Below are 14,134 nucleotides of genomic sequence, written 5' to 3' on the forward strand. Positions count from 1 at the left end.
ACTTCTTGATTTTCAATCAAAGTCCAAATTAGAGCGAGTTAGTTTTTTTAACAATTCAAGATGGTTTGAAACCCTTGGCTTATCCAAACGAAATAAGCATCAAAAAATCCGAAACAGATAACTTGGTAAGCTTCTGTTTCGGATTTTTTCTTTATTCTTCCTTAATCTTCCAATCGCTGATAGTGCGCTGGGTGCTGTCAAAACTGATACCGATTTTTATCAGTCGCTTGCCCTCTGTATGATATGGCAGCATATAGCCTTTTTCGTCTATTTGTGCCAAAGCCTCATCAGCACTCTTATCTACCTTCAGTTCGAAGACGTAGATTGTATCTGGCATGTGCATCACGGCATCAGCCCTGCCGATGGCACTCTTCACCTCTGTGCGGATATAGATGTTGAGGAAACTGAACATCAGATAGAAGATAGTCTGATAATGCTTCTCGCTGTGATTCTCCAAATCATATGGTATCGTAGCCATATAGGTGCGCATGTGCTCCAGTGCCGCCTCGATGTCATTTCTATAAACCGCCTTGCAGAATCCCAAGAGGAAGGCATTGTTGTCAGAACGGCGAGGGTTCACATAATGAGGAATCAATGAGTTGAGCAGTCCGTCGCGTACCTCCTTGTTTGGGATGCCCAGCGTATATTCCTGAAACATCGGTTCATATTTCTTGATGGTCAGATAGCCGCTCTGGTAAAGCAATGGCAAGGCTTCTGTCATTTCCTCTGTTGATTGGTCGAAGGAACTCAATACTGTCTCTTGACTCTCTAAAGTAGAAAGATTGACATGATACTTATCCAAGAGTTTCAAGAGGAAGGATGGAGTGCCGGAACCAAACCAGTAAGGAGCAATCTTGCCTGCATTCATTGCCTTTACAAGACTGAACGGATTGAAAATATCTTCTGATTTCTCGCTGAAATGATAACCGTCGTAGAATTGCGTCAGCTCTTTCAGGCACTCCTCATACGTCATGTTCAGTGCCTCGCCCATAGCCTCAATATCTGGTTTCATCTGCGTGGTAAGCTCGGTTTTGCTGATGCCGCAGATGGCTGAGTACTGGTCGAACAGACTGATATTGTCGAGGTTGTTGAGTTCGCTGAAGATGCTGAGCTGCGAGAACTTGGTGATGCCCGTGATGAAGGTGAACTCCAGGTAAGGATCGAGTTTTTTCAGAGGACTGTAGAAGTTCTGCATAATGCGGCGGAGCGGTTGCAGGTTTTCCTTTTCATGTACCACATCCAGCAATGGGGCATCGTATTCGTCGATGATGACAACAGCCTTTTCGCCCGTCTGCTCATAAGCACGCTTTACGATACCATCCAACCTTTCGTTAGGGTAAATTTCCCCTTCTCCTTTACCATAAAGTTTCTCGTAAGGCAAAAGCTGCAGATTCAGATAATTGTTCAAGCCATCTGCATCAAAATGTTTGGCACCGCTCATATCGAAGTGGAGCACAGGATGCTTCACCCATTCCTTCTCGTATTCAGCAATAGCCAATCCCTCGAACAGTTCCTTTCTTCCCTCGAAATAGGCCTGAAGGGTAGATGCAAAGAGCGATTTTCCGAATCGTCTTGGACGGCTCAGAAAGATATACTTCATACCTTTTTCTCTGAAATCCACGATGTATTTGGTCTTATCTACATAGAGATAACCTTTCTCGCGAATTTCTTCAAAAGTCTGAATTCCTACAGGATATTTATTTACTATTTTTGCCATAATCCTACATGCTTTACGTTTTGCGCTGCTAAGTTACAAAGAAAATCCGAATTAACCAAGCATAATGGTTAAAAATAAAATGCTTTGTAAAATAAGGCGTTCTGAATCCCCCGAAACATGTAAAATAAGGCACTCTGATGAGTTAAAAACATGTAAAATAAGGCTTTCCTCATTATTTTTTCTTACCTTTGTTCGCCCCGAAAAAACAACGGGATTGGGTTGTGAAAAGGGGGAAAGAGAAAATAGAGATAAATTTAAATATAAGAAATGAACAAATTAAAAGCTTTATTGGGTTTCGACCCAAAGACTACTACGGTCAAGACGGAGTTGATAGCTGGTATGACTACCTTCCTGACCATGTGTTACATCCTGGCAGTGAACCCTACCATTCTCGCCACTACGGGTATGGACAAGGGAGCTCTCTTTACTGCCACAGCCATCGCTTCAGCCATCGCCACCTTCCTGCTGGCTTTCATGGCAAAGTTGCCTTTCGCCCAGGCTCCTAGTATGGGACTGAATGCCTTCTTCGCCTTCACCCTTTGTCAGGCTATGGGCTTGACCTGGCAGCAGGCTTTGGCGGTGTTGCTCGTAGAGGGTATCATCTTCCTAGCCATCACCTTCCTCAATATCCGTGACAAGATATTGGAGTGTATTCCGAAGAATCTCCGATTCGCCATTTCTGCCGGTATCGGTATGTTTATCGCTTTTATCGGTTTGAAGAATGCGGGCATCATTACTGCCAATGCGGATACTTTCGTGCAGCTCGGCAAGTTTACACCAGTCAGCATCCTGGGTCTCATCAGCATCCTGCTCTGCGGCTGTCTGATGGCGAGAAGAGTGAAGGGCTCCCTGTTTATCGCCATCATCATCTCTACATTGATTGGTATTCCGATGGGCGTAACCCAGTTCTCTGACAACTGGATGCCGGTATCTACCCCTCACAGCATCGCTCCTATCTTCTGCCAGTTCGATTTCACCGGCTTCTTTACTCCTAAGATGTTCATGGTGGTATTCTCGCTGTTGCTTGTCAACATCTTCGATACTATCGGAACAGTTCTGGGATTGGTTTCCAAACTCGGTGTCAAGGAGAATGAGAAGGGCGAGATTCCGGGTGTGAAGGAGGCGATGATGAGTGATGCCATCGGTACTACAGCCGGTGCATTGCTGGGTAGCTCTACCATTACCACTTATGTGGAGAGTGCTTCGGGCGTTGCCGAGGGTGGTAAGTCGGGCTTGACATCTTTCTTTGTGGGTTTGATGTTTATCCTGAGCATCTTCCTGGCTCCAATCTTCCTCCTGATTCCGAGCGCAGCCACCAGTGGTGCCCTGGTAATGGTGGGTGTATTGATGATTGATTCGTTCAAGAAGATTGAGTTGGAGGATATCTCCGAGTCATTCCCTGCCTTTATCACGATGATTACGATGGTACTCTGCTACAGTATTGCCGATGGCATCTGCCTTGGTATTCTGAGCTATGTATTGATCAAGATGATGGTGGGCAAGTTCAAGGATCTGAATCCTACGCTGTATATCCTGAGCATCTTCCTGCTCTTCAATTATGTTTTCGGTTAATTAAACGACAGATAAAAAACGAGGCGGCAATCTGCATCACGCAGGTTGCCGCCTTCTCTTTTCTAACTAACTTTCTTATCAACTATTCAAAATGTTATTACCTATATATGGATCCCAGGGCATCCTGCCCTGGATGTAGTCTGTTATTTCAAACGGATGATATTCAGCGAGCTGGCTGGAATCTCTACCGTTGCACCGTTCTTCTCTGTAGTTACGTAGTTTTCTACAGGATAGATATTGGTAGGATTGTCGATGGTGTTCTCCTCCAGACCGTTCTTGGCAGAGAGGCGGATGAGCTTGCCATTCTTGATTTCCTTGCCCTGAAGATTAATCTTCGCTGTGGTGTGCTCGGTGCTGGTGTTGGCAATCTTCAGGATTACCTCGCCCGTCTGTTCATCAAGTGTTGCTGTAGAGAAGATGCCAGGAAGGGTGTTTGCCTTCAACTTGGTAGAGAATATTTCCTTGCCATCCAACTTGGCGAAGATGCTGTCGCCTACTACTTTCAGTTCGATGTCATACCACTTGCCAGTCTCGATGCTGCCTGGGGTAGTAGCAATCTGACTCTTGGCACCATTCACGATAGACTCTACTCCGTGCTGGGTGTTGTTCCAGCCACCGAGGTTCAACCAGCAGTAGTTGTTCTTATCCACGTAGTTAAAGATGATGAGGAAACCTTCGTTTCCGGCATCCTTCTTCGCGCGTACCTTATATATATAACCGTTGCTGGTAATCTCGCCCGGATTCAGACGGATGCAGCTCTCTTCGTTGCTGGTCTGCTTGATGAGGCTACCCTCAGTCTTCCACTGTCCACGGATATCTGTAGGCAACTCCTGCAAGGTCATCGGCAGTGCCTTTCCGTTCTCATCGCTGTAGCCCTTGTCCTCAAAAGAAACCTGAGTGCCCCATGTTCCCATACCTACACGGCAGATAGCTGGCTTCACCTGAGTCTGCTCATATTTGTATGGATTCTCCTGGTTCACCTTCAGTACACGAGTACCGATGTTGTTTGCCATCACGTTCTGAACGTAGTAAGATGGAGTTCCGAATACCTTGTCTGAGGTATACTGAATCATATCCGGTGCCCACATACGGTTGTTGAGGTTGGCGAAGATAGGAGCATAGGATGCCATGGTCACGATATCCGAATTGTTCTCGATGCCCATCATATAGACCGCCTCACCAAGTGCTGCATCGAGCGAACCCATATTGCCGAAGCCCTGGGTTACGGCATATTCGCCTACATAAATCTCGCTGCCCTTGCGGTCGTAGTTATCATACTTGTTGAAGTTCTCGGCAAACCAGGCAGGATTTCTGTAGTAGTGCTCGTCGAGGAGTTCTACGCTTTCGTTGCTTTCCCACTTAGGATTGTCATCGCCCCAAGCCACCACGTTACCGATGAGGTGCATCTTAGGATATTTTGCCAATACAGCATCCTTGAACTTCTTGAAGCGCTCGTAGTAATGGTCGCTCTGAGCCGCAGGATCCGGCTGGTTGTTCTCATTACCAATCTCCAGATATTCGATATTGTATGGTTCCGGATGACCATTCTTAGCACGGAGCGCACCATATTTAGAGGTAACAGGACCGTTGGCATACTCCAGGGCATTCATGCACTCATCAATCCAAGGCTGGATGCTGTCTACAGGAGTCATACCGCCGTGCCACAAACCTACGTTTACAACATAGAGAGGCTTGGCGTTCAGATCCTCGGCAAGCTGAAGATACTCGTCGAATCCCATACCGTCGCTGGTACGGTAGCGCCAGTTTACGTTCTTATGGCCTGGACGTTCCTCGATAGGACCGATAGTCTTCTCCCAGTGGAAAGCATTCTCTGGAGATTCCTGTCCTTCAACGTAGCAACCGCCAGGGAAACGGACGAACTTAGGATGGATGTTATAGAGAAGCTGAGCCAGGTCTGGGCGCAAGCCATTCTCGCGATTCTTGAAAGTAGGAGGGAAGAGGCTTACCACATCGAGAACGATGGTACCCTTTCCGTCGGCTACGAGTTCAAACTGAGCCTTGGCGTCGTTTCCGTTGGCTGTCAACTCAGCCGTATATTTGGTCCACTTCTTGCCAACCTTGGCATTGAGTGCGGTTTCTGCGTAAACCTTATCACCCTTGGCGTTGGTGAGGCGAGCCTTCAATCCGCCCTTGTAGCTACCTTTCGCCCAGAAAGAGAGTTTATAGGTTCTGCCCTGCACGGCGTTGATTCCCCAGAAGCCTTCGTTGATGAGAGAGGCTGTAGCTGCAGGCTTGGCAGCGATGGTAAGCTGGAGTGCCTTGCCCTGTGCATTGTTGAGCAAACCCTTATTGATGAGTTGTGCATTGATTTTTGCACCTTCCTGAGCCGCAGTCTTCCAGGTTGGAATATTCTTGTCATCGTCTTCGAAAGAACGGTTGCTGATGAGTTCGGCATAGAGACCGCCGTCAGCCGCATGGTTGATATCCTCGAAGAAGATACCATAGAGGTTAGGAGATACCTTGATACCTGGGTTAGAGGCATCTACATTGATGGTAACCTGTGCGTTGGATGCCAAAGCAGAGGCTAACACTGCTGAAAGTAAAATCTGTCTTTTCTTATTCATTTCTTATTCTTAGGTTTGTTTGTTTACTTGTTGGTTGGCATAAAACCAAGCTAAGCCTGAATTCATGCCGCTATTAATACACAGTTGCAAAAGTACACAAAAAACACAAAGAAGAGGTGGACAAAAAGCGAATTATAGTGTAAAAGGTGGATTTTCATCAGAAAATCCACCTTTTGTTTATTAATTGGTAAATAAAATCGGTTTTAATATAGTAATACCAGTCCGGCAAAAGCCGAGTAGAGTATCATGCGGATTGGATTGATCTTCATCACCTTCACGCCGATAAAGGTAGCAAGGAAGAGGGCGATGGAGATATAGAATCTCCAAGGATTTTCGGGAGTAGAGAAGTTCTCGCCATTCATCAGGAGCAGGGCTGCGGCTCCTACCAGACCGACGATGGCCGGGCGAAGACCGATGAAGATGCTCTGGACGGCTGAGGTGTTCATATACTTGTACAGCATCTTGCTGATAAGAATCATCAAAACCAAGGATGGGAGAACCAGCGCAAAGGTCGCCATGGCACTTCCGAGTACAGCCATCATGCCACTCATGCCGGCATTATGGACAGCTGTATAGCCACAATAGGTGGCGGTGTTGATACCGATAGGTCCCGGTGTCATCTGAGAGATGGCAACCACATCGGTAAACTCTTGCATCGTCATCCAATGATACTGCGTAACAACCTGTCCCTGAATCAGGGATATCATGGAATAGCCACCTCCGAATCCGAAGATGCCTATCTGAATGAATACGATGAAAAGCTGAAAAAATATCATCATTATGTTTTAAGCTATTTACTTTTTTACTTTTTTACCTTTTTACCCTTTTACCTTTATTCCGTTGGCTGGATAAACTGTCCATAGATGTAGCCACCTATGGCAGCTGCGATAATCACCCAGATTGGGTTGACGCCCAAAAGCCAGATCAGAAGGGCGGATAGAATAGGAATCCAGCAGTTGACAAGCGAAATACCGGCACTCTTGGCAAGCGAGAATGTAGGTACGGCTATCAATGCCACGACGGCTGGACGGATGCCTGCAAACATGGCAGCAACAACCTTGTTGTCTTCAAACTGATGGAAAAACATGGCTATCGCCAAGATAATAAGGAACGATGGCAACGAAGCGCCGAGGGTGCAGACGATGGCTCCCGGTGTCTTTGCCAACTTATATCCGAGCATGGAACTCATGTTGATGGCCAAGGCGCCCGGACAAACCTGGGTAGTAGCAATGGCATCCAAGAATTCCTCCTTCGTCATCCAATGATGCTTGTCGACGACTTCGGATTCTATAATAGGAATCATGGCATAGCCACCACCAAAGGTGACTATGCCAATCTTCAAAAATGTTTTGAATAATGTAAGATAACTTACGCTATTATTCATTTTTTACCTTCTTACTTTTTTACCTTTTTACTTTTTCAAAGCTCTTTCTTCAATCCACTGACGTGCATTGACAAATGCCTCAATCCAAGGAGTAACCTCGTCGTTGCGGCGATCAGCTGGATACCAGGCATTCTGCCATGGGAAGATGGCACGCTCCAAGTGTGGCATCATAGCCAAGTGGCGACCATCTGCAGAGCAGATACCTGCTACATTGTAGTCACTGCCGTTAGGATTACCTGGATACTCAGCGTAGTTGTACTTCGCAATGATGTTGTAGTGATCCTCTGGTTCTGGCAAGTAGAAACGACCCTCGCCGTGAGCTACCCAGATACCGAGCTTATCACCGCTCAGGCTACCGAACATCACACTGTCGTTCTGAGGAATAGTCAAACCGAGGAATGTACTCTCGAACTTCTTGGATGTGTTGTGGCAGAGGTGTGAACGATGCTTGTGCTCAGGATTGATGAGGTTCAACTCAACCATCAGCTGGCAACCGTTGCAGATACCGAGTGAAAGGGTATCCTCACGGGCATAGAACTTATCGAGTGCCTCTTTAGCCTTAGGATTGTAGAGGAATGCGCCAGCCCAACCCTTGGCAGAACCGAGAACATCGGAGTTAGAGAAACCACCGCAGAATACGATGAAGTTCACATCCTCCAGAGTCTCACGACCAGAAATCAAGTCGGTCATCATCACATCCTTTACATCGAAGCCGGCGAGATACATAGAGTATGCCATCTCACGCTCACCATTGGTACCCTTCTCACGGATGATAGCTGCCTTGATGCCAGATGGCTTGCGACGGTTAGCGTCGAGGCTGTAGCTAGCGAGGGTTCCCTTGAAGCCATAACCGAAGTTCATCTCGATAGGCTGCTTCTTATAGTTGGTGTAACGCTTCTTGGCCATACCGTTCATGCTCTGCTTGCGGTCGAGGAGGTAAGATGTCTTATACCAGTCGTCGCGCAAAGCATCGATATCGAACTCGTGCTCGAAGCCTTCCTTCTTGATGATAATCTTGCGGAGCTCAGGAGCTGGATAACCAATCTTGGCATAACCGATACCATTCTCATCGAAGAATGCTTTCAACTCGTCCTTGTGAGCATCGCTTACCTGGATGACAACACCTGGGTTCTCTGCGAAGAGAGTCTTGATGATGTCGGCATCTGCGATGTCGTGGAGGTTGATCTTCATACCGCCCTCTACGTTGGCGAATGTCATTTCGAGGAGAGTTGTAATCAAACCACCGGCACTGATATCGTGACCAGCCATTACCCAACCACGGTTGATGAGTTCCTGTACAGCGTTGAAGCAGTCAACGAAGTACTCTGGGTTCTTGACGGTAGGAACATCGCTGCCCACTTTGCCCAGGCTCTGAGCGAAAGCAGAACCACCGAGACGCTGCTCGTCGAAACTGAAGTCGATATGGTAGAGGCTAGAGTTCTTGTCGTTAACGAGAACTGGGCTAACCACCTTCTTGACATCTGAAACCTCACCACCGGCACTTACGATAACGGTACCCGGAGCGATGATCTTCTCGCCGTTAGGATACTGCTGGGTCAAAGAGAGAGAGTCCTTACCTGTTGGTACGTTTACGTGGATGGCGCAGCAGAAGTCTGACAATGCCTTCACACCCTCGTACAGACGGGCATCCTCACCCTTCTGACTGCGGCAAGGCCACATCCAGTTGGCAGAGAGGCTGATGCTGTCCATGCCATCTGCCAATGGAGCCCATACGATATTAGTCAATGACTCTGCTACAGAGAGTACTGAACCTGCCTTAGGATCGGCAAGACCAGCCTGAGGTGCATGACCCATTGCTGTTACGATACCCTTCTCGCCACGGTAGTCGAGTGCTACGACACCACAGTCTGAGAGTGGCAATTGAATCTGACCCTGACCCTGCTGACGGGCAATCTTACCTGTTACGGAACGGTCAACCTTGTTGGTCAACCAGTCCTTACAAGCCACAGCCTCCATCTGGAGAACACGCTGCAAGTACTTGTCGAGGTTATCAGCAGAATAAGTTACATCTTCATATTTACGCTCTACGGTCTCATCTACCATTACAGTCTTAGGAGTATGACCGAACATCTGAGCTACATCGAGGTCGAATGGCTTCACGCCGTCAGCCTGCTTGAAGCTGAAGTGAGCATCGCCTGTAGTCTCACCAACCACGTACATTGGAGCACGCTCACGGTCGGCAATCTTCTGAACCTCGCTGATATACTTCTCGTCGATGAGCAAGCCCATGCGCTCCTGGCTCTCGTTGGCGATGATTTCCTTGGCGCTCAAAGTCTTGTCGCCGATAGGCAACTTAGACATGTCGATTTCGCCACCGCACTCTTCTACCAACTCAGAGAGACAGTTCAAGTGACCGGCTGAACCGTGGTCGTGGATGCTGACTACTGGGTTCTCATCGTTCTCAACGAGTGCACGAACCAGGTTGTAGGCACGCTTCTGCATCTCAGGGTTGGCACGCTGAACAGCGTTCAACTCGATGCCATTGCTGTAACGGCCTGTATCTACAGAAGAAACAGAACCGCCACCGAGACCGATGCGATAGTTGTCACCACCTACTACGACAACCTTATTGCCCTTCTGTGGCTCACCCTTCTTATAGTCACGCTTCTTGCCGTAGCCTACACCACCAGCAAGCATGATTACCTTATCGTATGCATACTTCTCACCGTTCTCCTCGTGCTCGAATGTAAGCACAGAACCGGTGATGAGAGGCTGACCGAACTTGTTACCGAAGTCTGATGCACCGTTAGAAGCCTTGATCAGAATCTGCTCAGGAGTCTGATAGAGCCACTTACGAACAGGCATGATGTCTTCCCAGTCGCGCTCAACATCGCTCTTGCCGTTGTCATCCTTCAGGCGAGGATAAGCAGTCATGTAGCAGGCTGTACCTGCGATAGGCCATGAACCTACACCACCACCCATACGGTCGCGGATTTCACCACCCGTACCGGTAGCAGCACCATTGAAAGGCTCTACAGTAGTAGGGAAGTTGTGGGTCTCAGCCTTCAGAGAGATAACACTCTCGATATCCTTCACCTGGAAGAAATCGCTGGTAGTCTGATCGGCTGGAGCAAACTGCTCGATAACAGGACCCTGAGAGAAAGCCACGTTGTCCTTGTAAGCAGAGAGGATCTTGTTAGGATTCTCGTTGGTGGTCTTCTTGATCATGTTGAAGAGAGAAGACTCCATCTCCTTACCGTCGATGATAAACTGGCCGCCGAAAATCTTGTGGCGGCAGTGCTCTGAGTTGATCTGTGCGAAACCGAAGATTTCGCTGTCGGTGAGAGGGCGTCCGTTCTCTTTCTCCAGCTTGTGGAGATAAGCCATTTCGTCCTCGCTGAGGGCAAGACCCTCTTCCTCGTTATACTTCTCGAGGTCATCGACGTACTTGATAGGTTCTGGCTGGTGATTCACGGTGAACACATCCTGTCCGATACCATTGTACATACGCTGGAGCATAGGGTCGTGCTCAGCGTCTTCGCTATCTACAGGGAAGTACTCCTCGATACGCGAAATGCCGTCAAGACTCATGTTCTGAGTAATCTCAACGGCATTCGTACTCCAAGGAGTAATCATTTCACGGCGTGGGCCGACATAGAAGCCCTGCAACTGCTGGGCGTCCTCTAAAGTCGCGTCACCATAAAGCCAACAAAGTTCATTGATTTCGTCCTGAGATGGTTTGTGGTCAATCTCGGTCGCAATCACACTCTTAGATGGAGTTCTAAAAAAAAGAATCATACTTGCTTTCTTTTATATTATTAATGTATTTATTTCTTTTCGAGTGCAAAGATAGTACAATTTCAAGACACTACAAAATAAAACACTGTTTTTTATGTTTTTTTTGTTGAGATTTGGGCTATTCTTACCTTGAAAGGCTACATTTGGCGGTTTAGCTATAAGAAAAGTGCTTTCTGTTGCCTTTTTTGGTTAAAAAGGTGATAAATAAAGATTTAGAGGTTAAAAATGTCTAAATGCATTTGACAAATATTGTTTATTCGAGTCTTATCTGTAACTTTGCAAGTGAAAGAAGTGAATCAGTTTCTATAATGCCCTAAAATGTAGAAGCTTCCGGATAACGGATAAAAGCCGGGAGAACTCTAATATAATAGGAGGTAGAAAGCGACGTTAAGATATACTATAATCAATTAATAATAACAAGAAAATTTAAATTAGAAAGAATATGAAACAGACAAAGTTAATGGTAATGGCAATGATGGCTGTAGCTCTGATGGCTACAAGCTGTGCAAGTAAGAAGGATCTTCAGAATTGCCAGAATGAGAATAAGGAATTGTCAAGCAACTATCAGGCTACCAAGGAAAAGCTGGCAGCTACTGAGGCTAGTCTGGCGGCAGCCCAGGAGCAGCTCGCTACTGCAAAGAGCGATTACGCTAAGTTGCAGAACTCGCTTGACAAGAGTTTGAACAATGCAAGCCAGAACAACGTGAGCATTGAGAAACTCGTTGATCAGATCAACGAGAGTAACCAGTATATCCGCCACCTGGTTGAGGTAAAGAGCAAGAGCGATTCGCTCAACATGGTTCTTACCAACAACCTGACCCGCTCTTTGAGCAAGGAAGAGATGAAGGAGGTTGATGTTCAGGTTCTGAAGGGTGTAGTTTACATTTCTCTGGCTGACAATATGCTCTATCAGAGTGGTAGCTATGAGGTGAACAGCCGTGCTCAGGAAACATTGAGCAAGATTGCTAAGATCATCACAGACTACAAGGATTACGATGTGCTCGTAGAGGGTAATACCGATAACGTACCAGTAAGCACTACAAGTGCCAAGATGAAGAATATCCGCAACAACTGGGACCTCTCTGCTCTCCGTGCAGCTTCTGTTGTTCAGTACTTGCAGGATCACTTCGGTGTAAATCCTAAGCGCCTTACTGCTGGTGGCCGTGGTGAGTACAACCCTGTAACAACTAACGATACAGAGGTAGGCAAGCAGCGCAACCGCCGCACTCAGATTATCATCACTCCTAAGCTCGACCAGTTCATGGACTTGATCGACAAGGCTCCAGAGGAGAAGTAAAAAGGCTATTTAAAGGTAAAAAGGTAAAAGGGTAAAAAAGTAAAAAGGTAAATAAGTAGAGGCATCAATGAGTTTTCGGGCTCATTGATGCCTTTTTAGGTATAAATATACAGATTTTATGTTTTGAGTACGTAAAAAAGTGCTTTTTGTTATCATTTTGCTAGAATTATTCTTAATTTCCTTTCTTTTCTTGATTATTTTTATTAATTTTGCAGGCAAAATATCAAGGGCACACTTGGCTGCCCTGATCATTGTACATTGTAAATTATTAATTATACATTATATTGTGTTATGGAAAAGATTAAGATGACAACTCCATTGGTAGAGATGGACGGTGATGAGATGACAAGAATTCTCTGGAAGATGATTAAGGATGAACTCATTCTTCCTTTCGTTGATTTGAAGTCTGAGTATTATGATCTCGGTCTGCCTTATCGCGACCAGACCAACGACCAGGTAACCATCGACTCTGCCGAGGCGGCTAAGAAATATGGTGTGGCTGTGAAGTGTGCTACTATCACTCCTAATGCACAGCGTATGGACGAGTATAAACTCCATAAAATGTGGAAGAGTCCTAATGGAACTATCCGTAGCATCATGGATGGTACTGTGTTCCGTGCTCCTATCACCATCCCTAGCATCCACCCATGTGTAAAGAACTGGGAGAAGCCTATCACCATTGCCCGTCATGCTTATGGCGACGTATATAAGAGTGTGGAACTCCGTGCCGATGAGCCAGGAACTGCCAAGCTCGTGTTCGAGGGTAAGAGTGGCAAGAAACAGGAAATTGAGATTCATTCTTTCGATGGCGCCGGAGTTATCCAGGGCATGCACAATACTGATAAGAGTATCCGCAGCTTTGCTCACAGCTGCTTCAAGTTTGCCATTGATACCAAGCAGGATCTCTGGTTCGCTACCAAGGATACCATCTCTAAGACTTATGATGCTCAGTTCCGTAAAATCTTTGAAGAAGTATATGAGAGCGACTATAAAGAGAAGTTTGCAGAACTCGGTATCGAGTATTTCTATACATTGATTGATGATGCTGTGGCTCGTGTTATCCGCAGCAAGGGCGGTTTCATCTGGGCTTGCAAGAACTATGACGGTGATGTGATGAGCGATATGCTCAGTACAGCTTTCGGTTCTCTGGCGATGATGACTTCTGTATTGGTTTCTCCTGACGGCAAGTATGAGTATGAGGCAGCCCACGGTACCGTGACCCGTCACTACTATCGCTACCTGAAGGGTGAAGATACATCTACTAACCCTATGGCTACCATCTTTGCATGGAGCGGTGCGTTGAGAAAGCGTGGCGAACTGGATGGCATCAAGGAACTTCAGAACTTTGGCGACCAGCTGGAGGCTGCATGTTTCGATACATTGAACGACGGTATCGCTACCAAGGATCTCGTAAACCTGATGGAAGGTGTTGAGGCTAAGGCTGTAAACTCTGCCGGCTTTATCGCTGCCATCCGCGAGCGTCTGGAAAAGCGATTGGCATAAAAACAATAAGACCTGGGGTGATTAACCTCAGGTCTTATTGTTTTAGTTATTTTTAGTTTAAATCTTGATTCTTTTTCTTGCGTTTACGCAAAGCGTCTGAATAAACCTTAAACAAATCAATGTTCAGCACCTGGCAGATATGGTAAAGCATACCCGTATCTATAGTGGCTCTGCCGTATACCTTATACTTTATCTTTCATACTCTTTCAGTTGTATTATATGCTCACTTATAGTTATATCGGGTGCAAAAGTAGTATTTCTGTTTCTAACTAGCAAAGAAACATGTAGCGAATTTGGAACACTAAGTTAAAATGTGT

At 46.5% G+C, this 14,134-nt stretch carries 8 protein-coding genes; 3 read left to right on the plus strand and 5 right to left on the minus strand.

The features are described 5' to 3' along the window. Nucleotides 1–151: 151 nt before the first annotated feature. Complete coding sequence (locus DWV53_RS09860) at nt 152–1,717, minus strand: ATP-binding protein (protein WP_118079168.1); 1,566 nt, start codon at nt 1,715–1,717, stop codon at nt 152–154. A 267-nt stretch (nt 1,718–1,984) separates the two neighbouring features. On the opposite strand from DWV53_RS09860, the gene DWV53_RS09870 reads away from it, so the two are divergent. Beyond that, entirely contained in the window at nt 1,985–3,289 is a 1,305-nt protein-coding gene (locus tag DWV53_RS09870) for an NCS2 family permease (protein ID WP_022121461.1), read from the plus strand. Nucleotides 3,290–3,432: 143 nt separating this feature from the next. Here DWV53_RS09870 and DWV53_RS09875 read toward each other — a convergent pair whose 3' ends face one another. The 4 genes from DWV53_RS09875 to purL form a co-directional block, all read right to left on the minus strand. After that, entirely contained in the window at nt 3,433–5,874 is a 2,442-nt protein-coding gene (locus tag DWV53_RS09875; RefSeq protein WP_118153279.1) for an alpha-L-arabinofuranosidase C-terminal domain-containing protein, read from the minus strand. Between the two features lie 203 nt (nt 5,875–6,077). After that, on the minus strand, nt 6,078–6,650 hold the full coding sequence (locus DWV53_RS09880) for a chromate transporter (RefSeq protein ID WP_118153330.1): 573 nt from the start codon (nt 6,648–6,650) through the stop codon (nt 6,078–6,080). Between the two features lie 56 nt (nt 6,651–6,706). Then, a complete protein-coding gene (locus DWV53_RS09885) occupies nt 6,707–7,258 on the minus strand; it encodes a chromate transporter (RefSeq protein WP_118153282.1) in 552 nt (183 codons plus the stop codon). Nucleotides 7,259–7,285: 27 nt separating this feature from the next. Next, nucleotides 7,286–11,017, minus strand: a complete 3,732-nt coding sequence (purL, locus tag DWV53_RS09890; RefSeq protein ID WP_118153285.1) for a phosphoribosylformylglycinamidine synthase — start codon at nt 11,015–11,017, stop codon at nt 7,286–7,288. Between the two features lie 442 nt (nt 11,018–11,459). Between purL and DWV53_RS09895 the strand changes: the two genes are divergently transcribed. Further along, entirely contained in the window at nt 11,460–12,314 is an 855-nt protein-coding gene (locus DWV53_RS09895) for an OmpA/MotB family protein (protein WP_006848523.1), read from the plus strand. Between the two features lie 291 nt (nt 12,315–12,605). After that, complete coding sequence (locus tag DWV53_RS09900; RefSeq protein WP_117693399.1) at nt 12,606–13,817, plus strand: NADP-dependent isocitrate dehydrogenase; 1,212 nt, start codon at nt 12,606–12,608, stop codon at nt 13,815–13,817. Nucleotides 13,818–14,134 lie beyond the last annotated feature (317 nt).

This window comes from Segatella copri, assembly GCF_003465495.1.
Lineage (GTDB): Bacteria > Bacteroidota > Bacteroidia > Bacteroidales > Bacteroidaceae > Prevotella > Prevotella copri_G.